The following is a 20,541-nucleotide window of genomic DNA, read 5'->3' on the forward strand; positions in this document are numbered from 1 at the left end:
CCATGCCCGCATTCCGCGTCGAACGACAGCGTGAGACCCTTGTCACATGATCGACGTCGATCGCCCGAAGATCGAGGGCTCCGTAGCTGTCGGAACACAGGCACACGACAAGAAGAAGCGCCGGATGGGATTCGCCGAGTTCGGTTCGGCGTCCGGACGCCCGATCCTGTGGTTCCACGGCACGCCCGGTGCTCGACGACAGATTCCGCTCGAAGCCCGCGAGTACGCCGCCGCGCGCGGAGTCCGACTCATCGGCATCGACCGGCCCGGCGTCGGATCGTCGACGGCCCACCCCTACGACTCCGTCCGGGACTTCTGCGCCGACCTCACCGACGTCCTCGACGCGCTCGGCATCGACGATTTCGGTGTCATCGGCGTCTCCGGCGGCGGCCCGTACGCGCTGGCCGTCGCGCACGAGTTCGGTCCACGCGTCCACGTCGCCGGAATCGTCGGCGGCGTGGCCCCGACGGTGGGCCCGGAGGCGATCGGCGGTGGCGCAGTTGCGTTGGCACGCCACGCCGCGCCCGTTCTGCCGGTCCTCGGTGCACCCGTCGGCCAGGCGATCAGCACCGCGCTGCGCTTCGTCCGACCGATCGCCGAGCCCGCGATCCTGCTCTACGGCAGGCTCTCCCCCGCCGCCGACCGCGAGTTGCTCAGCCGCCCGGAGTTTCGCGCCGTGTTCCTCGACGACCTCCTCAGCGGCGGGTCGCACCGCATGGAGGCACCGTTCAACGACGTACGGGTGTTCTCCCGCGATTGGGGCTTCTCGGTCACCGACATCACCACCCCGGTGCGCTGGTGGCACGGGGACCGCGACCACATCGTCCCCTACGCGCACGGCGAGCACGTGGTCTCGCTGCTGCCCGACGCCAAGCTGTTCAGCCTGCACGGCGAGAGCCATCTGAGCCTGTTCGGGATGTCGACGGACGTGATGGACGAACTCCTCGCCGTCTGGGATCAGGCGATGGTTGCGCCGACGAGTTCCGTGAGCGAGTAGGACCAGAAAAGTTCACCTCATCTGTGTCGATCTACCTTCGGCAGTGCCGAAGGTGGCGTGCAACAGATGAGGTGGATCTTTTCGGTACACAGCTACATAGGGGTTTCCTCACGGGCTGTGAGTCGACGGGTGTTTGTGGCGCTCGGTCTCGCCGTGGTCGGATCAGATGATGAGTACGTCGATCGTGGTCACCGGCCATCGCCAGCGCGAGGCCTGGGTGCGTAAAGAGATGCCGCCCGTCGAAGAAGTCCGGCCGGGCCTCTGGTCGATCCCGGTCCTCATCCCCGAGAACCCACTGCGCTACATCCTTGTTTACGCATTGGCGACGGCAGACGGCCGGCTCGCGCTCATCGACACCGGCTGGAACACCGACACGGGCTGGAAGATGCTCGTCGACGGAATCCACGCCACCGGACACGACCTCGCCGACGTCTCGCACGTCTTCGTCACCCACCTGCACCCCGACCACTTCGGACTCGTCCCGCGCCTGCTCGAACACACCGACCCACAGCTCGCGATGCACGTCGCCGACGCCCGCCACCTGCGGTTTCACAGCGAACAAGAAGTAGCGCGTGAGTTCGTGGCCGCTCAGGAGGACCTCCGTGTCCTCGGCGCTCCGACCGACGTCGCGGACACCGGGCTCCTCGAATTCGTCCGGCTCCCGGACGGTCGCACGATGGATGTCGAGCTCGACGACGACGTTCCGCTGAACGTTCCCGGGTGGAATCTGCGTGCGGTGTGGACACCCGGCCACACGGCGGGGCACCTGTGTTTCGCCGACGACGACGCGGGCGTCATCTTCACCGGCGATCATCTGCTCCCCCGGATCAGCCCGAATGTCTCGACCAATCCCTTCCAGACGCCGAGCCCGCTGGCCGACTACCTGACGTCGCTCGCGCGAACCGAGCACATCGGCGACCTCGAGGCCATGCCCAGTCACGAGTACCGATTCCGTGGGCTCGCCGACCGGGTGACCGATCTCCTCTCGCACCACGAGGAACGGCTCAACGAGATCGCCGAGGCGATCTGGAACCAACCGGGCGCGACAGCGTGGGACGTCACACGCGCTGTCACGTGGTCTCGCCCGTTCTCCGATCTGTCGATTCCCTTGTCCCGCATGGCATTGCGGGAGACCAACGCGCACCTGCTGGTACTCGAAGCGCGCGGCATCATCTCGTCGACAGGCCACGAGCCGGTGCGCTGGACGGTCACCGACACCCGCCCCGCCGACCATCACATCGAATCCGCGACGATCGAATCCGCAACCACGAGAGGAACTCTGCGATGACCCCGGTACGCACCGAATCCGCCGACGGCGTAGCCGTTTTCACCATCGACCGCCCGGAGGCGCGAAACGCCGTCAACCAGGAGGTCGCACAACAGCTCGCCGCGGCGATGGACGAGTTCGAACGACGCGATGACATCACCATCGGCATCCTCACCGGAGCGGGTGGAACCTTCTGTGCCGGTATGGATCTCAAGGCGTTCACGCGTGGTGAGCTGCCCAGCGTCGAGGGTCGCGGCTTCGGTGGTATCGCCTCCGCTCCCCCGAGCAAACCACTGATCGCGGCGGTCGAGGGTTGGGCACTGGCGGGCGGGTGCGAACTGGCACTGTCGGCCGACCTGATCGTCGCCGCCGACGACGCGAAATTCGGTCTGCCGGAGGTCAAGCGCGGACTCGCGGCCGCAGCGGGCGGTCTGCTGCGACTCCCCAAGATCCTTCCCTACCAACTCGCCATGGAGATCGCACTCACCGGCGACCCGATCACCGCCGTCCGCGCCCACGAGTTCGGTCTGGTGAACATCCTGACACCGTCGGGTGGAGCGCTCGACGGCGCGCGTGAGCTCGCAGCACGGATCGCCGCCAACGGACCGCTGGCGGTGCGCGCCACCAAGCAGGTCGTCAGCATGGCCATCCGCTACACCGACCCCGAGTTGTTCGCGGAGCAGCGCGGCATCCTCGACCCCGTCTTCGTCTCCGACGACGCGCAGGAAGGCGCCCGCGCCTTCGCCGAGAAGCGCGCACCGAAGTGGACCGGCCACTGACCGAGGCACCCCCTCGCCTACGATCGAGAAGTGGACCTGCACCTTGCCACCTATTTCGTCGCGGTCATCGATCACGGCGGTATCACCAAGGCTGCGCAGGCGCTCCACATCTCCCAGCCGTCGCTCTCGCAGGCGATTCGCACGCTCGAACGCCGACTGGGCGTGACGCTGTTCGACCGCACGGGGCGTCGACTCGAACTCACCGAGGCGGGCGCACGCGTCGAGGTGATCGCGCGGCGAGTCCTCGCCGACGTCGAGCGAGCGCGTCAGCGGGTTGGCGCAGTTCGCGAATTGCGTTCCGGGACAGTGGATGTCGTCACCGAATCCGCCTTCGCAGTCGCACCCCTCGTCACGATCGTGCGTGATTTCCGTGCGCGCTTCGATCGGGTGATCGTACGAATTCTTGCCGCCGACGGCCCGGCGGGCATCCTCGCTGCGCTGCGCAGCGGACGCGCCGAGATAGGACTGATCGATTCCAGCGCGGACCATTCCACTTTCGTATCCGCGCCGCTGGGCACTCAGGAACTCGTCCTTGCCGCGCCACCGTCTCTGAACGTCGACGCCGACGCCGGGGTTGTCGCACGCGAGTCCGTTCGCGCGCTGCCCCTGCTCCTCGACCTCTCCGACCCGGCGACCGAAAGCCTTCTCGCCGACGTCATCGCCGACGGTGCGCGCAACGTCGCGGTCGACTGCGCGCATCCGCCCACCATCCGCGAGCTGGTCACCCGGGGCGTCGGCGCGACCATTGCGCCGCGGGAGTCGGTCGCCGAGCAGATTCCGGACGCCACGACGTACAGCCTGGGCCCGCCGCTGCGACGAGATTTCGGCCTGATCATGCGCTCCGGGCAACCGTCGCCCGCCGCCGCAGCCTTCGTCGCCGTCGCGCGCCAGACATGCGGCGCGCCAGCACAAGTCGACGACCCGGTCTTCGAGTAGCCCGTGGAACTACGTCAGATCGAATACTTCCTCGCCGTGGTCGAGCACGGCGGGATCGGCGGGGCGTCGGTGTCGCTCGGCGTGACCCAGCCGACGGTGTCGCAGGCGCTACGCGCGCTCGAACGCGAGCTCGGGGTGCAACTCTTCCACCGGATCGGCCGCGGGATGGTGCCCAGCGCTGCGGGACGTGCACTCGTCGGCTCGGCGCGCCAGATCGTGCGCGACGTCGGATCGGTCGACGACGCGCTTGCCGTCGGCAGTGATCAGATCACCGGGCGGGTGGAGATCCTCGCGTCACCATTCGCCGACGGTTCCACGATCGCCGATGTGGTCGCGGCATTCGTCAGCGCGCACCCCACCGCCACGATCAGGGTGGGCGAACTCGACGACGAATCACTCGCGGCAGCCGTGATCGAGGGTCGCTGCGACTTCGTCGTCACACATCTTCACCCCGTCGAGACGGCGGTCGACGATGCTCTCGAAGTGATCGTGCTCGGCGAGCAGGAGTTCTGGCTCGTCTGTCCCTCGGGCACCGTCCTGCCCGACGGTCCGATCGACATCGCCGACCTCCCCCACATCCCGATGGTGTTCGTTCCGCGCGGCGGGACGGTCGCCGACGAGATCGAGAGCGCGATGCGCGAAGCGGGCGTACGCCCACCGATCGCGGTGCTCGCCGAAGACCGCGAGGAGCGACTACCCATGGTGCTGGCGGGAATCGGCGCGACGCTGCTCGAACGACGGGTCGCGGAGTCGGTTGCCGATCGCACCACGGTGCGGCCCGTTCGTCCGCGATTCGTCCGCAACTTCGCGCTCATGTACGACCCGACGGCATTATCGATCGCCGCACAGGCTTTCGTCGACGTCGTTCGAACACTGCACCGCGAGAACTGAATACGGTCGACGTATGACCGGTCAGGCCACCCGCTCGAACACTGCCGCCAGCCCCTGTCCGCCGCCGATACACATCGTCTCGAGGCCGTAGCGCCCGCCACCGCGCACCAGTTCGCGAGCCAGCGACGCGAGCATCCGGCCTCCGGTCGCGCCGACGGGATGACCGAGAGAGATGCCTGAGCCGTGCACGTTGACGCGCGCGAAATCGGCACTCTCGGTGGAGAATCGACCGAAACCCCACTCACGGGTCACGGCAAGCGCCTGTGCCGCGAACGCCTCGTTGAGTTCGATCACGTCCATGTCGTCGAGGGTGAGACCCGCCTTGTCGAGCGCCTTCTGCGTCGCCGGAACCGGACCGATCCCCATCGTCTCCGGGGGCACTCCCGCGAGACCCCACGACACCAGTCGTACGAGTGGGCGCAGACCGTACCGCTGCGCCGTCTCGGCGGTCGTCACCAGACACATCGACGCCGCATCGTTCTGACCGCTCGCATTTCCGGCGGTCACCGTGGCGTCGGCGTCGACCTTCGACATGATCGGCGTCAGTGCGGCAAGGGAATCCAGCGAAATGTCGGCCCGCGGATGTTCGTCGGTGTCGATGACCTGCTCTGACCGCTTGCCCGACACGGTGACAGGAATGATCTCCTCGGCCAGGATGCCGTCCTTCTGCGCACGCACGGCGCGCAGATGCGACTCGACGGCCAGCTCGTCCTGCTCGTCGCGCGAGACGCCGTACTGCCTACGGAGATTCTCGGCGGTCTCGATCATCCCGCCCGGGATCGGATGGTCTCGGCCACCCGCAGTGGATCGTGCCCGAACGAGGCTGTCGTGCAGTGCGATTCCGGTTCGCGCGCCACCCCAGCGCATGTCGACGGAGTAGAACGACGCATTGCTCATCGACTCGGTACCGCCCGCCACGACGAGATCGTTGTCGCCGGCACCCACCTGATCGGCCGCCTGGATCACGGCCTGCAGACCGGAGCCGCAGCGTCGATCGACGTGCATACCCGGCACCGTCGTCGGAAGCCCTGCGTCGAGCGCGACGACCCGTCCGATCGCGGGTGCCTCACTGTTGCCATTGCAGTGGCCGAGGATCACGTCCTCGACGGCGTCGTGCGGCACAGCGGTGCGCTCGAGCAATCCGCTCAGTGCCGCTACTCCGAGGTCGACCGCGGTCACGGATCGGAACATCCCGCCATAGCGTCCGATCGGGGTGCGGACCGGCTCGCAGATCACGACCTCACGCATGATGTAGCTCCTCTGACTCACGCAGCCGCGTGCGTAGCGCGACCTTCTGGATCTTCCCCGCGGCAGACGTCGGCAGCGCATCGATGACGACGACGTCGCGAATCTTCTTGTACGGCAACACCTGCTCGGCGACGTAGGTCATGACAGCGTCGACATCGACCTCCCTGCCGTCCCGGGCAACAACGAACGCGACCGGCTCCTGACCGACCACTCCGGCCTCCCGTGCGACGACGGCGGCCTGCGCGACGTCGGGATGAGTCACGAGGATCTCCTCGAGTTCACGCGGGTAGACGTTGTAGCCCTTGTAGATCAGCATGTCCTTCGCGCGGTCGGCGATGTAGACGTGACCGTCGTCGTCGCGGAAGGCGATATCGCCCGTATCGAGCCACCCGTCAACGAACTGCTGCGCTGTGATCTCCGGGTGATGGAGGCACCCCGCGGTCACCTGCGGTCCGCGGACCCAGAGCCCGCCACGCTCGCCCGTTGACAGGATCGTGGTGCGGTCGGCGAGCGATCGGATCTGCAGTTGTGTGTCGTAGGTCGGCAGTCCCACACTGCCGATCCGGTAGTCGCCCGCACCCTGGCCGGTGTCGGCGAGCGGCGCGGATGTGACGAGGCACGTCGCCTCGGTGAGTCCGTAGCCCTCGACGACCGAGCACGACGGGAATGCTGCCGCGAGCCTGTCGAGCGTGACGCGGTCGATGGGCGCCGCGCCGGAGGACACGACACGCACCGAACTCAGGTCCCTGCTGCCGACGTCGGGGTGTCCCACGAGCGATGCCCACATGGCCGGGCTTCCGGTCACGTACGTGGCACGGTGTCGTTCGATGAGTTCGAGCATGCGCCCGGCGTCGAATCGTCGTGTCGTCGCCTCCGAACGCGAATCCACCGCGAGAACCTGGCTCGCCCCGCACATCAGCAGGAACGACATGTTGATCAATGCGTGAGCATGGAACAGCGGCGAGACCACCACCGTCGCCGCGTCACCCGGCCGCACTCCACGGTTGCCCCCATCGCGCGGTTCGAGGTGAACGAGTCCCCGATCGTCGTCGACCACCGAATGCCCTGCGCGCCAGGCGATCATCTGCGTGGCATTGGCAATGACGTTGCGGTGCAACACTCGGACGCCCTTGGAGACTCCGGTGGTTCCGCCCGTGAACGCGAGGTGCGCGACGTCGTCTCCGGTGATGCGCAGTTGCGGCGGGCCATCGTGTGTCGGCTCCGCGAGTTCGTCGAGCGAGATCGCCGTGGCATCACCCGACGTCGGGCCGTCGACCACGACGATGAGCGACGCGTCGGTGCCGTCGACCGCGGCGGTCACGAGCTCACGACTGTCGCGCGTGGTGAAGACACCGACCGCGTCGGTTTCGGCGAGTTGATCACGTAAACCCTTGGCGGGCTGTGTCGGATTCACAAGGGTCACGGTGGCGCCGGCGCGCAGCGAACCGTAATAGGCCAGCACGAACTCGATGCTGTTCGGCAGATGGAGTGCGACGACGTCTCGCTCACGTACACCCCTCGCCCGTAGTCCCGCGGCGATCGAGGCTGTGGCACTGTCGAGTTCGGAGTAGTCCAGGGTGCGGTCACCCTCGACGACCGCGGCACGGTGCGGATACATGGCGGCCATGCTTGGCGGCAGTGCCGCGAGAGTGACGTCGGGATAATGCAATTGCGTCATCGACGTCAGCCGATCAGTTCGAAGATGGTGGCATTGGCCATGCCGCCCGCTTCGCACATCGTCTGCAGTCCGTAGCGAATACCGTTGTCGTGCATGTGATGCGCGAGGCGTGTCGCGAGGATGGCACCGGATCCCCCGAGCGGATGTCCGACGGCGATCGCTCCGCCGAGCGGGTTGAGCGCCTTCTCCGATGCACCCGTGTCGATCTGCCACGCCAGCGGCACCGGCGCGAACGCCTCATTGACCTCGAATGCACCGATCTCGTCGATCGAGAGTCCTGAACGTGCAAGCACTTTGGCCGTGGCGGGAATCGGCCCCGTGAGCATGACGACCGGATCGTCACCCGCCACGACGGTGGTGTGAATCCGCACCAGAGGGACCAGGCCGTTGGCCGCCGCGGTCTCGCTCGACATCACCAGCAGTGCGCCCGCCCCGTCGGAGATCTGTGATGCGTTGCCCGCGTGAATGACTCCGTTCTCGTCGAACACCGTTCGGAGTTTGCCGAGGGACTCCAGCGAACCGCCGCGTCGAATGCCCTCGTCCCCCTCGAGTACGCCGGGCAGCGTCGCGAGCTGAGCGTCGAAGGCACCCGAATCGGTTGCTGCGGCGGCGAGTTCGTGTGACCGTAGTGCGTACTCGTCGAGTTGGGTGCGGCTCAGACCCCAGCGTCGCGCTACCTCCTCTGCCCCGATGCCCTGACTGAAGCGGTCGACGCCGAAGCGGTCGAGTACGGTTGCTGGCTGACTCTCGCCGTTGGGTGCCGCGGTTCCCATCGGGACACGGCTCATCGACTCGACTCCGCCAGCCACGACGACGTCGAGTTGGCCGGAGATCACGGCGGCCGCGGCCATCGCCAGCGCCTGCTGGCTCGACCCGCACGCCCGTGTGACCGTGGTTCCGGGGACCGTGGTCGGCCACCCCGCGGCCAACACCGCTGTGCGTGCGATGTTTCCCGCCTGCTCGGCGTGCTGGCTTACGCAACCCCACATGACGTCGTCGATGATCGCGGGGTCGATCCCGGTGCGTTCGACGAGCGCTTCGAGCACGTGGGCCGAGAGGTCAGCGGGATGGATACCGGCCAACGCCCCGTTTCGACGTCCGATCGGGGTGCGTACCGCGTCGACGATCACTGCATCTGTCATGCATTCGAGCCGACCACTTCTCACCTGGTGACCACAAGTAGTTTCGCGTTCACGGACTCATAGACAAGCCCTATCCCATTGAGTCGCCCTATCGGTGTGTTAGCCGATCCGGCCGTTCCTTCCACCTACGTCACGGGTGCATGCTGGAGGTCATGGCACGTCTGGCCCGCACGCTCGGTCTCACCGACACCCAGGAAGACATCGTCGCCGCGGTGCGACGATTCGTCGACGCCGAGATCATCCCGACCGCGCAGCAACTCGAACACGACGACGCCTACCCGCAGAAGATCGTCGATGGCATGGCCCAACTGGGGCTGTTCGGCCTGATGATCCCCGAGGAGTACGGAGGACTCGGCGAGTCGCTGCTCACCTACGCGCTGTGCGTCGAGGAGCTCGCACGCGGCTGGATGAGCGTGTCCGGTGTCATCAACACGCATTTCATCGTCGCCTACATGCTGCGTCAGCACGGAACCGACGAGCAGAAGCAACGGTTTCTGCCACGGATGGCCACCGGCGAGGTGCGCGGCGCGTTCTCGATGAGCGAACCGGATCTCGGCTCCGACGTCGCAGCGATCAAGACGTCGGCCAAGCTCGGTGACGATGGCGCGTACACGATCAACGGCGCGAAGATGTGGCTGACGAACGGGGCGTCGTCGACTCTCGTTGCGGCACTTGTCCGTACCGACGAGGGCGCGGCCAAACCGCACCACAATCTGACGACGTTCCTCATCGAGAAGCCTGCAGGATTCGGGGAAGTCGTTGCCGGACTGACCATTCCGGGAAAGATCGAGAAGATGGGCTACAAGGGCATCGACACCACGGAGATGATCTTCGACGACTATCGGGCATCGCCGGACGACATCCTCGGCGGAGTGCCCTGCCGCGGGTTCGCGCACATGATGGACGGGGTCGAGGTGGGTCGGGTCAATGTCTCTGCACGCGCGTGCGGTGTTGCGCAACGAGCGTTCGAACTCGCCATCGCCTATGCGCAACAGCGCCACACCTTCGGCAAACCGATCGCCGAGCACCAGGCGATAGCGTTCAGTCTCGCCGAGATAGCCACCAAAGTCGAAGCGGCACACCTGATGATGACCAATGCCGCACGGCTGAAGGACTCCGGCGAACGCAACGACGTCGCAGCGGGCATGGCCAAGTATCTGTGCAGCGAATACTGTTCGGAGGTCACCGGGGCGTCGTTCCGCATTCACGGCGGGTATGGCTACTCGAAGGAGTTCGAGATCGAACGACTCATGCGTGAAGCGCCGTTCCTGCTCATCGGCGAGGGCACCAGCGAGATCCAGAAACAGATCATCAGCAAAGGGCTGCTGCGCGAGTACGCCGCCAGCTGAACCACCGACAGATATCCGACGAGAGGGAAAAGACGTGCAGCGCACCGTATTCAACGAAGACCACGAGGCTTTTCGCAAGACGATCCGCGACTTCATCGCCAAGGAGGTCGTGCCCGTCCACCCCGAATGGGAGAAGCAGGGACACCCGCCGCGTGACTTCTACCGCAAACTCGGCGAGTTGGGCGTGCTCGGCATCGAGGTGCCCGAGGAGTACGGCGGCGGAGGCGTCCACGATTTCACGTATTCGCTTGTCGTGTCGGAAGAAACCGCCCTCGCGGGCGTGACCTTCGGCAGCGAGTCGGTACACACCAATCTGATCCTGCCGTACCTCATGGAGTACGCGACCGACGAACAGAAGCAGCGCTGGCTACCCGGATTCGCCTCGGGCGACATCATGTTCGCGATCGCCATGACCGAACCGGGCACCGGCTCCGACCTCGCGAACATCTCGACGACGGCCAAGCTCTCCGAGGACGGCAGCCACTACATCCTCGACGGCGCAAAGACATTCATCACGGGTGGCGCACTGGCCGACCGCATTCTGGTGGTGTGCCGCACCGCATCGTTCGATCCCGACAATCGTCGGGCCGGACTCTCGATTCTGGTGGTGGACACCACATCCGAGGGTTTCGCCGTCGGACGGAAGCTGGAGAAGATCGGACTCAAGGCGTCCGATACCGCCGAACTCTCCTTCTCATCGGTGCGCGTGCCCGTCGAGGACCGGCTCGGCGAGGAGGGCAAGGGTTTCTCCTACCTCACACACAACCTGGCGCAGGAGCGCCTGAGCATCGCCATCGGGGCGTCGGCAACCGCGAACGCTGCTCTGCAACACGCCCTCGCCTACACCCGTGAGCGCGACGTGTTCGGCAGGCCCGTTGCGTCGTTCCAGAACACCAAGTTCGTGCTGGCCGAGTGCTCGGCCGACGTCGCGGCGGTGCAGCAGTTCGTCGACCAGGCGTTGATCCTCCACAACCGGGGCGAACTGTCGGTGGCCGACGCCGCGCGCGCCAAGCTCTTCGCCACCGAGACCGCCGGCCGCGTCATCGACAAGTGCCTGCAATTGCACGGCGGATACGGCTACATCACCGAGTACCCCATCGCGCGGCTCTACGCCGACACCCGCGTCTCCCGGATCTACGGCGGCACCAACGAGGTGATGAAGACGATCATCGCGAAGGATTTGGGGCTCTAGAGCTGCCGCGACATCAGCTGCCCTTGAGCTGGTCCAGCCAGGTGCGGGCGGAGGCGTCCGACGGCGAGCGCCAGTCGCCGCGCGGCGACAGCGACCCGCCCGAACCGATTTTCGGCCCGTTGGGCATCGCGGTGCGCTTGAACTGGTTGCTCATGAATCGCTTCAGGAACGTCGAGAGCCAGTGCTCAATGGTCGCGGCGTCGTACTGATTTCGACGCTCCGGCGCGATCAGCTCCGACCACGCACCGCGTTCCCGGTCGCCCCACGCCTGGCCCGCGAGGTAGGCGATCTTGTCGGGGCGGTAGCCGAACCGCGTGAGGTAGTACAGGAAGAAGTCGTGCAGTTCGTAGGGGCCGACGGTGTCCTCTGTGCTCTGGATCGCGCCGTCTTCGCCGGGCGGGACGAGTTCGGGTGAGATCACGTCGTCGAGGATCTCGGCGAGCGTATCGGTGGTCTCCTGCGAGTACTGCCCGGTCGAGATCATCCAGCGAATCAGGTACTGGATCAACGTCTTCGGGACCGACGTGTTGACGTTGTAGTGCGACATTTGGTCGCCGACGCCGTAGGTGCACCACCCCAGCGCGAGTTCGGACAGATCGCCGGTCCCGAGCACGATTCCCCCGTGGAAGTTCGCCAGCCGGAACAGGTGCGACGTCCGCTCGCCTGCCTGCACATTCTCGAAGGTCACGTCGAAGACCTTCTCGCCCTTGGCATAGGGATGTCCGATGTCGGCGAGCATCTGCTCACACGACGGCCGGATGTCGAGTTCGGTGCCGCTGACCCCGAGAGAATCCATCAGCACATGTGCGCGTCGTAGCGTCGCGCCGCCGGTGGCGAATCCCGGCATCGTGTACGCGAGGATGTTGGTGCGCGGCAGGCCGAGTCGGTCGAAGGTGTCGACGGCGACGAGCAATGCGAGCGTCGAATCGAGGCCACCGGACACCCCGATGACGATCTTGTCGATGCCGGTGGCGCGCAGACGTGCGGCCAGGCCCTGAACCTGGATGTCGCGCACCTCGCGGCACCGTTCGTCACGGTCAGCGGCGTCGGCGGGAACGAACGGGAAGCGTGCGACCGAGCGTCGCAGATCATCGTCGACGGCGAGGTCGAGGTCGCCGAACTCGAAGTCGATGTGGCGCAACGACGTCAGACGATCCTTGAGGTCGCCGACCTGATCGTGGAAGCTGCCCATCCGGATGCGCTCCTGGCGTAGCCGGTCGAGGTCGACGTCGGCGACGACGAGTTGCTCGGTCGTCGCGAATCCCTCACTGCGAGTGAGTAGTCCGCCGTTCTCGGCGATCAGCGCATCTCCGTCCCACGCGAGATCGGTTGTGGATTCGCCATATCCGGCCGCAACGTAGACGTAGGCGGCAATACACCGGGCAGAGAGGCTGGTGCACAACGACTTCCGATACGACTCCTTGCCGATCGTGACCGGCGAACCCGACAGGTTCGCGAGAACCGTCGCACCTCCGAGGGCGGCCCAGGTACTCGGCGGGATGGGCACCCAGGCGTCCTCGCAGACCTCGAGATGCAGTGCGAAACCGGGCAGGTCGACGGCGTCGAAGATCAGGTCGGTGCCGAACGGCACCGTTTGTCCGAGCAGCGTCACCGTGTCGGCGAGTGCGTCGCGGGCAGCGCTGAAATACCGCTTGTCGTAGAACTCGCGGTAATTCGGCAGGAACGCCTTAGGTACGACGCCGAGAATCCGACCATCACGCAGCAGGACCGCGCAGTTGTACAGCCCGGCGTCGACGACGAGCGGCAGTCCGACGGCCACCAGCGGGCGCAGGCCCTCACTCGCGGCGACGACGGTGGCGAGCGCGTCGAGCGCGGCGTCGATCACCGCATCCTGTTGGACCAGATCGTCGATGCTGTATCCGGTGAGCCCCATCTCGGGGAACACGACGAATGCGGCCCCCTCGGTGGCCGCCTGCCGCATCAATTCGACGGTGGCCTGCGCGTTGGCCGCCGGGTCGGCGATACGGACGACGGGCACCGCGCCCGCTACTCGGGCGAATCCGTGGCGATAGATGGACACAGGGCAAAGCTTAGTGACCAGATGACCCCATCACCGCAAGACCTCAGTCGCCGCACACCTCGAGAAGCGTCTTGAGCTGTTCGTCGAACGCGTGGGCGAGGAAGTCGATATCGGGGATCTGATCGGTGCACCCGAGGATTCCGACGTTGAGCTCGCCGTCGGCCGAGAACACCGTGATGTTGAGCCCGAGCCCGTGGAAGATCGGCCCGAGCGGGTAGACCGCCGTCACGCGCGCGCCGCAGAAGTACACCGGGATGTCGGCGCCCGCGACGTTCGACACCGTCACGTTGAAGACCGGAGGGTGCTTGAGCGCCAACTTCCGGTCGCCGTAGAACTTCATCAGCGTCGACATCGTGGTGCCGGGCGCGAACTGGGCCCAGGCACGCAGGATGTTCGCGTCGATGTCGGCGTGGTGCGCCTTCGCTTTTCGCGAGAGCTCGGCGGCACGCTCGATCCGTTCGACGGGATCGGCGACGTCGGAGGCCAATTGCGTGAACATGCCCGACACCTTGTTGGTGCCCTCCACCATCAACCCGCTGTCGTCGGCGCCGTGAACCGACACCGGCACCATCGCGACGAGCGGCCTGTCCGGCAGCTCGTTGTGCGCCAACAGATATTCACGGAGCGCCCCGCCGGTGATCGCCAGCACGACGTCGTTGACCTTGACTCCGAACCGGTTCTTGACGCGCTTGATGTCGGCGAGGGAGAGCTGGGTCAGTGCGATCGAACGGTGCGGTGTGATGGGGCCGTTGAATCGGGTTCGCGGCGCCCCGAACGGTGCGGGCATCGCCTCGTGCGAGCGCGCCCGACGCAGCCACGCGAACGGAACCGCGACCGTCTCCGGCAGCAGACGCGCCATCGCGATCGGACGTCGGATCAGGTAGTGGACCGCACCCGTCGCGGCGAGCACCGCATGCGACGACCCGCCTGCGGTCTGATGCAGCAGATCGGCGTCGAGGTCGGGTTGCTCGGGCGAGAGCGAGAAGAGCTGCGAGAGCACCTCGGCGCTGCCGACACCGTCGACCGCGGCGTGGTGCATCCGCAGCATGATCATGATCCGCCCGTTGGACAGGCCCTCGATGACCCACAGTTCCCACAACGGCTTCGCGCGGTCGAGGGTCTGCCCGGCCAGATGTCCACAGAGCTCGGTGACCTCGCCGATCCCGCCCGGCGCCGGAACCGCCACGCGGTGCACGTGCCGGTCGATGTCGAAATGGTCGTCCTCCACCCACGCGGGGTGGTCGATGTTGATCAGCGAGTTGTCGAGCTTGCGTCGAAATTTCGGGGTCGCACGGACGAGCTGTCGCATCTGATCACGGATACGGCCGAACGAATACCCACCCAGAATCGTCGACGGATCAACCTCGATCAGGCCGATGATCTGCATCAACTGCGACCGCGTCTCCATGTACAGGAACGAGGCGTCCAAACCGCTCAGCCGCTCCATCGCAAATCCTCCGCATCCTGCTCGCCCGCGCCGTCGCGCACGCCCGTCTACGTCGACGGGTCGATGATGAAATCGAACCACGTCTGTGCGTCGTCGCGCTCCTTTTCCATAACGCTTCGCGCACCCGCCGTAGTTCCCTACGATCAGCCGGATGCGCACCGAAAACGCCGCGTCTGCCGCGGATGCCCGATTCTCGCCGACCCCGTTCGAGCTCGATGAGTTGTCGGAGGCGTTCGACGTCTTCGAGGCCACCGTCGCAGGCATCGCGGCACATGCCCGCGCCGAGCCGTCCGAGGCGCCTGCGGCCTGGGCGCGCTTCGCCGACCTCTTCACCCCCGACGCCGACTACATCGAGCACGCGCTCGGCACCATGCACGGCAGGGATGAGATCCGACCGTGGATCGTGAAGACGATGACCCGCTTCCCCGGCGACCACATGGTTGCCTTCCCCAATCTGTGGAAGGTGTTCGACGCCCCGACCGGCCGCGTGATCTTCGAAGTCGACAATCCGATGTGCGATCCCGGCGACGGAAGCGTCATCACCGCGACCAACATTTCGATCATCACGTACGCCGGCGACGGTCTGTGGAAGTGCGAGGAGGACATCTACAACCCTTTGGAGTTCGGCATCGCCGCAATGCAGTGGTGTGACAAGGCGCGCGAACTCGGTACCCTTGACGACGACGCCGCCACGTGGGCGTCGACGTTCGGCCGAGCGTTTTGGGGGTAGCGCTTGCGAGCCAAGTTACGACACCGTAAGTGCGTACTTGGGTAACGCCTGCTCGGTGCCGTAACCTTACTGACTGACTTGAATGCATGTCGGTCACCGAGCCAGGCATGACAACCAGAGACGACAGTCGGAGACTACGACAGTCCGACCTGTTTCGATGTGGACCGTTCGGAGGAACGAACAATGGCACGTGAGCTCACTCAGCTCGATCTGCTCCGCGAGTTGGCACCGGTTGCCGAGGACAACGTCAACCGGCACCTGAAGATCGCGAAGAGCTGGAACCCGCACGACTACGTCCCCTGGGACGAGGGGCGTAACTTCGCCGCGCTCGGCGGCGTCGACTACGACCCCGAACAGTCGCAGCTCGATGAGGTCGCGAAGGCCGCGATGATCACCAACCTGCTGACCGAGGACAACCTGCCCTCCTACCACCGGGTGATCGCCGACAACTTCTCGATGGATTCGGCATGGGGCTTCTGGGTCGGTCGCTGGACCGCCGAGGAGAACCGGCACTCGATCGTCATGCGCGACTACCTCACGGTGACGCGCGGCGTCGACCCCGCCCAGCTCGAGGCCGACCGCATGGTCCACATGACCAACGGTTACTCACCCGAGTCCGCCGCAGGCGACCGCGTCGAGGAGATGATGGAGAAGGGCGGCGAGATGGGCCTGCTGCACTCCGTCGCCTACGTGACGTTCCAGGAGCTCGCCACGCGCGTCAGCCACCGCAACACCGGTAAGGCGTGCAACGATCCGATCGCCGACAAGATGCTTCAGCGCATCGCTGCCGACGAGAACCTGCACATGATCTTCTACCGCAACATCTGCGGCGCAGGAATGGACATCGCTCCCGACCAGACGCTGCGTGCCGTGACCGACATCGTCACCAACTTCCAGATGCCCGGCGCCGGAATGCCCAACTTCCGCCGCCACGGCGTGTTGATGGCCAAGCACGGCATCTACGACCTGCGCCAGCACCTCGAAGAGGTCATCCAGCCCGTCCTGCGCAAGTGGAACGTCTTCGATCGCGACGACTTCTCCGCCGAGGGCGACAAGACCCGCGAGGAGCTCGCAGCCTTCCTCGAGCAGCTCGAGAAGGACACCATCAAGTTCGAGGAGATGCGCGACCGCGCACTCGCCCGCGAAGCCAAGAAGCGCGAGCGTCAGGCGTCCTGACGCAACCATTGGCTTGACGACGACGATCCGAACCCCAGCAGCGCCGGCGCCCTCCACGATCCACGAGGGCGCCGGTGCGCTGTCGGCTGCGCACGCCACGCCGCTGCGTGACACCCCGCTGCGTGACACCCCTATGCGTGACTCCCCCCTGCGAATCGGCACGATCGAACTCGCGAGTCCCGTGGTGCTCGCGCCGATGGCAGGCGTCACCAACGTGGCGTTCCGGACGCTGTGTCGCGAACTCGAATTGGCCCGCACCGGCACGGTGTCGGGTCTGTACGTATGCGAGATGGTCACCGCACGAGCGCTCGTCGAGCGGCATCCGGTCACCATGCACATGACCACGTTCGGCCCGGACGAGAATCCGCGGTCGATGCAGCTGTACACGGTCGATCCGCGCTACACCTACGAGGCAGCCAAGATGATCGTCGACGAGAATCTCGCCGACCACATCGACATGAACTTCGGTTGCCCGGTGCCGAAGGTGACCCGCAAGGGTGGCGGCTCCGCGATCCCCTACAAGCGCACCCTCTTCCAACGCATCGTCGCGGCCGCGGTCAAGGCGACCGAGGGCACCGACATCCCCGTCACCGTCAAGTTCCGCATCGGGATCGACGACGAGCACCACACGCACCTCGACGCCGGGCGCATCGCTGCGGCCGAGGGCGCGAAAGCTGTTGCGCTCCATGCCCGTACGGCTTCGCAACGGTACTCCGGCGAGGCTGACTGGGCCGAGATCGCCCGTCTCAAGGAGCACGTGACCGACGTGCCGGTGCTCGGCAACGGCGACATCTTCGAACCCCGGGACGCCGTGGCCATGATGGCGCAGACCGGATGCGACGGCGTCGTCGTGGGACGCGGCTGCCTCGGCAGGCCGTGGCTGTTCGCCGAACTCGCCGCTGAACTCAATGGGCTGCCCGCACCCGCTGCGCCGAACCTCGGTGAGGTCGCGCAGATCATCGTCAGGCACGGCGAGTTGCTCGCCGATCACCACGGCGAGGACAAGGGCATGCGCGAGATGCGCAAACACGTCGCCTGGTATCTGCGCGGATTCCCGGCCGGTTCGGAGATCCGTTCGCGCATGTCGCTGGTGTCGACGCTCGACGAACTCCGCGACCTCGTCGGGTCACTTCCCGCCGATACGCCATTTCCCGAGGACGGGCACGGTCCACGTGGTCGGCAGGGATCGCCCGCCAAGGTCGCACTCCCCGACGGTTGGCTCGACGACCCCTACGAAGACGTTGTCCCCGCGGGTGCAGAGGTCATGCACTCCGGCGGCTGAGGCGCTTCTCAGGACCTATCAGTACTATGTCCGAAGGTCCCAAGGCGGGATCTGAGTTCTTCCTGCTCGCCGCAGCGTTCAGCCCCGACGGGCGGCAGCCTCACCACGGGGTACGAGGATTTGTGACGTGAGTCGTTGGACACCCAAGCCGCACGGCGACGAGCCGGGCGACCGGGACGACTCGTCATCGTCATCAACTCCACGCACGTCACGCTCATCGAACCCCAATGACGGCAGGCTGCGTGAGCCGCGCGCCGCCGATCGATACGTCCGCGGCCGCAGTCGAATGACCGTCCGCGAGTTGATGGAGCAGATGAACGCCGATCCCGGCGCACGCTCCGATTCCCCTTCTGACAGCTCGCCACGTGCTGACCAGCCGTCGACTTCCAGCAGGCAGCCGCGCGGCGATTCGTCGCCGACCGAGGCCATTCCGCGCGTCGGCGGCCGTTCCGGCCTTCGTCGGGCACGGCGTGGCAACCGCGCTCCCGCGGATGACGCGTCGAAGCGCCCTTCCGAGACGCCGGGGGCCAAGTCCGAGACGCCAGGAGCGAAGTCCGACGCGCCAGGGGCCAACGAGGTCACGCGCAAGATCCCGATCGTCGGTGCCGCGCCTGCGCCCGTCGTCGACCTCAGTGACAGGGCGACCACGGAGCGGGTCGTCGAGGAATCGCGGGCGCAGGAGTCACACCGCGAACCCGACGCCCCCGCCCCGACCGATGCGCCCGCCGAGTCGTCGGCTCCCGAGGCGGGTCAGAAACCGGCGTCCCCACCGCTCGAGCCGACGCCGGATCTCACCGAGACGATCGCGCTGCGTTCACGACCACAGAGTGTTGGGCGTCGACGTCACAACCGCTCGACACGTCAGAATGTGGCTTTCACCGGTCGCATCATGGTCGCCATCGCATGCGTCATGGCGCTCGTCGGGACCGGCTTCGTGTGGGGGTACATGAAGTCGAAGAACAGCGATTGGCGCACCATCGCCGCCGTCGACCCCGATGACGCGAACATCCGCAACAAGGACGCGCAGTACGGCGACGAGAACTATCTGATCGTCGGAACCGACACACGCAGCGGCAAGAACGGCAAGGTCGGCGCGGGCACCACCGCCGACGCAGAGGGCGCGCGTTCCGACACCGTGATCCTGGTCAACATCCCCGCCAACCGCAGCCGCGTGGTCGCGGTCTCGTTCCCCCGCGATCTGCAGGTCAACCGGCCCGAATGCCAGGACTGGGACAACGACGCGGGAACCTACAACGGCGAGCTACCCGCGGCCAACGACGTGAAACTGAACAGCGTCTACGCCGACGGTGGACCGAAGTGCCTGGTCAAGGTCATCACCGAGATGAGTGGTCTGAACATCAACCACTTCATCGGGATGGACTTCTCCGGCTTCGAGAAGATCGTGCGCGCAGTCGGCGGCGTCGAGGTGTGCTCCACGACGCCGGTGTACGACTACGAACTCGGCCAGATCCTCTCCAAGCCGGGCAAGCAGACGATCACCGGCCGCAAGGCGCTCAACTACGTCCGCGCCCGCACGGTGTCGACGGAGGGCAACGGCGACTACGGACGCATCAAGCGCCAACAATTGTTCATGTCGTCACTGCTGCGGTCGACGCTCTCAGGCAACGTCCTGTCCAATCCGGCCAAGCTCAACAGCATCGTCAACACCTTCATCAAGAACAGCTACGTCGACGGCGTCGACACGCAGTCACTGCTCAAACTCGCCGACTCGATGCAGGGTATCGAGGCGGGTCGCGTGACGTTCCTGACCATCCCGACGTCGGGTACGGCGACCGACGGCTCGAATAACGAGATCCCGCGCACCGACGACATCAACGCCATCTTCAACGCGATCATCGACGACGATCCGCTCCCCGGCGAGCAGGCCGCGAAGAAGAAGCAGAGCAGTTCGTCGAAGAAGCAGACCACGGCGGCCGGCGCCACCACGAGTACGTCGCAGACGCCGTCGACGGTCTCGGCTACCGCGCAGAACCCGAGCAACGTCGGGGTGCGTGTGCTCAACGGCACGGGCAAGGCCGGGCAAGCCGCCGACGCGTCCGACCAGCTGACCGCCCAGGGCTTCGACGTCCGCGGCGTCGCGGATGCATCGGAGAACCGCACAGATACCGTCGTGCGCTACGGGCCGGGTGAACAGGACTCTGCTGCGACACTCGCCGCGATGTTCCCCGGCGCCAAGATCCAGAGCGACAAGACAGTGAAGTCGGGCGTCGAGGTCATTCTCGGCAGCGACTTCGCCGGCAGCGTCACCAGTGCTCCCGCCGCAGGCGAGACGCTATCGGCGCAGGCACTGCCTCCAGCGGCGAACTCCAGCAATCTGCCCAACGATCTCGCGGTGACCAACGCGGGCGACACCACCTGCTCCTGA

General features: G+C 66.1%; 16 protein-coding genes. 11 read left to right on the forward strand and 5 right to left on the reverse strand.

What is annotated here, in order from left to right:
- Positions 1–46: 46 nt before the first annotated feature.
- The 5 genes from A5766_RS11385 to A5766_RS11405 all read left to right on the forward strand — a co-directional run bounded on the left by A5766_RS11385 (position 47) and on the right by A5766_RS11405 (position 4,870).
- On the forward strand, positions 47–997 hold the full coding sequence (locus A5766_RS11385; RefSeq protein ID WP_064904789.1) for an alpha/beta fold hydrolase: 951 nt from the start codon (positions 47–49) through the stop codon (positions 995–997).
- Positions 998–1,166: 169 nt separating this feature from the next.
- Complete coding sequence (locus A5766_RS11390; RefSeq protein ID WP_039855038.1) at positions 1,167–2,285, forward strand: MBL fold metallo-hydrolase; 1,119 nt, start codon at positions 1,167–1,169, stop codon at positions 2,283–2,285.
- Positions 2,282–3,043: a crotonase/enoyl-CoA hydratase family protein gene (locus A5766_RS11395; protein ID WP_064904791.1), complete on the forward strand. Its 762-nt coding sequence runs from the start codon at positions 2,282–2,284 to the stop codon at positions 3,041–3,043. The genes A5766_RS11390 and A5766_RS11395 overlap by 4 nt, the downstream gene beginning before the upstream one ends.
- Before the next feature lie 30 nt (positions 3,044–3,073).
- A complete protein-coding gene (locus A5766_RS11400) occupies positions 3,074–3,979 on the forward strand; it encodes a LysR family transcriptional regulator (protein WP_064904793.1) in 906 nt (301 codons plus the stop codon).
- Positions 3,980–3,982: 3 nt separating this feature from the next.
- On the forward strand, positions 3,983–4,870 hold the full coding sequence (locus A5766_RS11405; protein ID WP_064904795.1) for a LysR family transcriptional regulator: 888 nt from the start codon (positions 3,983–3,985) through the stop codon (positions 4,868–4,870).
- Between the two features lie 21 nt (positions 4,871–4,891).
- Here the strand turns inward: A5766_RS11405 and A5766_RS11410 are convergent, their stop codons facing one another.
- From A5766_RS11410 to A5766_RS11420, 3 genes are read right to left on the reverse strand one after another with little or no spacing between them, the layout of a single operon-like run.
- Positions 4,892–6,118, reverse strand: a complete 1,227-nt coding sequence (locus A5766_RS11410) for an acetyl-CoA C-acetyltransferase (RefSeq protein WP_005204296.1) — start codon at positions 6,116–6,118, stop codon at positions 4,892–4,894.
- A complete protein-coding gene (locus A5766_RS11415; protein WP_064904797.1) occupies positions 6,111–7,796 on the reverse strand; it encodes a class I adenylate-forming enzyme family protein in 1,686 nt (561 codons plus the stop codon). Before A5766_RS11415 ends, A5766_RS11410 begins: the two co-directional genes overlap by 8 nt.
- A gap of 5 nt (positions 7,797–7,801) precedes the next feature.
- Positions 7,802–8,938 carry a thiolase family protein gene (locus A5766_RS11420; protein WP_039855007.1) on the reverse strand — a complete coding sequence of 379 codons (1,137 nt, stop codon included), beginning with the start codon at positions 8,936–8,938 and terminating at the stop codon, positions 7,802–7,804.
- Between the two features lie 152 nt (positions 8,939–9,090).
- Between A5766_RS11420 and A5766_RS11425 the strand changes: the two genes are divergently transcribed.
- Together A5766_RS11425 and A5766_RS11430 are read left to right on the forward strand one after the other, a co-directional pair.
- The gene (locus A5766_RS11425) at positions 9,091–10,287 is read left to right on the forward strand and encodes an acyl-CoA dehydrogenase family protein (protein WP_174273024.1); all 1,197 of its coding nucleotides are present in this window, start codon (positions 9,091–9,093) and stop codon (positions 10,285–10,287) included.
- A gap of 34 nt (positions 10,288–10,321) precedes the next feature.
- Positions 10,322–11,479 carry an acyl-CoA dehydrogenase family protein gene (locus A5766_RS11430; protein ID WP_064904799.1) on the forward strand — a complete coding sequence of 386 codons (1,158 nt, stop codon included), beginning with the start codon at positions 10,322–10,324 and terminating at the stop codon, positions 11,477–11,479.
- 13 nt (positions 11,480–11,492) lie between these two features.
- Here the strand turns inward: A5766_RS11430 and A5766_RS11435 are convergent, their stop codons facing one another.
- Together A5766_RS11435 and A5766_RS11440 are read right to left on the reverse strand one after the other, a co-directional pair.
- Positions 11,493–13,520 carry an NAD(+) synthase gene (locus A5766_RS11435; protein ID WP_005204287.1) on the reverse strand — a complete coding sequence of 676 codons (2,028 nt, stop codon included), beginning with the start codon at positions 13,518–13,520 and terminating at the stop codon, positions 11,493–11,495.
- 43 nt (positions 13,521–13,563) lie between these two features.
- Positions 13,564–14,967: a WS/DGAT/MGAT family O-acyltransferase gene (locus tag A5766_RS11440; protein ID WP_039855006.1), complete on the reverse strand. Its 1,404-nt coding sequence runs from the start codon at positions 14,965–14,967 to the stop codon at positions 13,564–13,566.
- Positions 14,968–15,118: 151 nt separating this feature from the next.
- Here A5766_RS11440 and A5766_RS11445 point away from each other — a divergent pair, with 151 nt between their 5' ends.
- The 4 genes from A5766_RS11445 to A5766_RS11460 all read left to right on the forward strand — a co-directional run bounded on the left by A5766_RS11445 (position 15,119) and on the right by A5766_RS11460 (position 20,541).
- Positions 15,119–15,697, forward strand: a complete 579-nt coding sequence (locus tag A5766_RS11445) for a nuclear transport factor 2 family protein (protein WP_005204283.1) — start codon at positions 15,119–15,121, stop codon at positions 15,695–15,697.
- A 183-nt stretch (positions 15,698–15,880) separates the two neighbouring features.
- Positions 15,881–16,873 (forward strand): acyl-ACP desaturase, encoded by a 993-nt coding sequence (locus A5766_RS11450; protein WP_005204280.1) that lies wholly within the window; start codon positions 15,881–15,883, stop codon positions 16,871–16,873.
- A 133-nt stretch (positions 16,874–17,006) separates the two neighbouring features.
- Positions 17,007–18,155 (forward strand): tRNA dihydrouridine synthase DusB, encoded by a 1,149-nt coding sequence (gene dusB / locus A5766_RS11455; protein WP_082965502.1) that lies wholly within the window; start codon positions 17,007–17,009, stop codon positions 18,153–18,155.
- A 127-nt stretch (positions 18,156–18,282) separates the two neighbouring features.
- The gene (locus A5766_RS11460; protein ID WP_039855005.1) at positions 18,283–20,541 is read left to right on the forward strand and encodes an LCP family protein; all 2,259 of its coding nucleotides are present in this window, start codon (positions 18,283–18,285) and stop codon (positions 20,539–20,541) included.

The sequence above is a fragment of the Gordonia sp. 852002-51296_SCH5728562-b genome, from assembly GCF_001665475.1.
Classification (GTDB): domain Bacteria; phylum Actinomycetota; class Actinomycetes; order Mycobacteriales; family Mycobacteriaceae; genus Gordonia; species Gordonia sputi.

Bases quoted from the DNA above. Each gene is read 5' to 3' on its own strand.
- A5766_RS11385 (WP_064904789.1), top strand. From the start codon at position 47: ATGATCGACGTCGATCGCCCGAAGATCGAGGGCTCCGTAGCTGTCGGA.
- A5766_RS11390 (WP_039855038.1), top strand. From the start codon at position 1,167: ATGAGTACGTCGATCGTGGTCACCGGCCATCGCCAGCGCGAGGCCTGG.
- A5766_RS11395 (WP_064904791.1), top strand. From the start codon at position 2,282: ATGACCCCGGTACGCACCGAATCCGCCGACGGCGTAGCCGTTTTCACC.
- A5766_RS11410 (WP_005204296.1), bottom strand. From the start codon at position 6,118: ATGCGTGAGGTCGTGATCTGCGAGCCGGTCCGCACCCCGATCGGACGC.
- A5766_RS11415 (WP_064904797.1), bottom strand. From the start codon at position 7,796: ATGACGCAATTGCATTATCCCGACGTCACTCTCGCGGCACTGCCGCCA.
- A5766_RS11420 (WP_039855007.1), bottom strand. From the start codon at position 8,938: ATGACAGATGCAGTGATCGTCGACGCGGTACGCACCCCGATCGGACGT.
- A5766_RS11425 (WP_174273024.1), top strand. From the start codon at position 9,091: ATGGCACGTCTGGCCCGCACGCTCGGTCTCACCGACACCCAGGAAGAC.
- A5766_RS11440 (WP_039855006.1), bottom strand. From the start codon at position 14,967: ATGGAGCGGCTGAGCGGTTTGGACGCCTCGTTCCTGTACATGGAGACG.
- A5766_RS11445 (WP_005204283.1), top strand. From the start codon at position 15,119: ATGCGCACCGAAAACGCCGCGTCTGCCGCGGATGCCCGATTCTCGCCG.
- A5766_RS11450 (WP_005204280.1), top strand. From the start codon at position 15,881: ATGGCACGTGAGCTCACTCAGCTCGATCTGCTCCGCGAGTTGGCACCG.
- dusB (WP_082965502.1), top strand. From the start codon at position 17,007: ATGCGTGACTCCCCCCTGCGAATCGGCACGATCGAACTCGCGAGTCCC.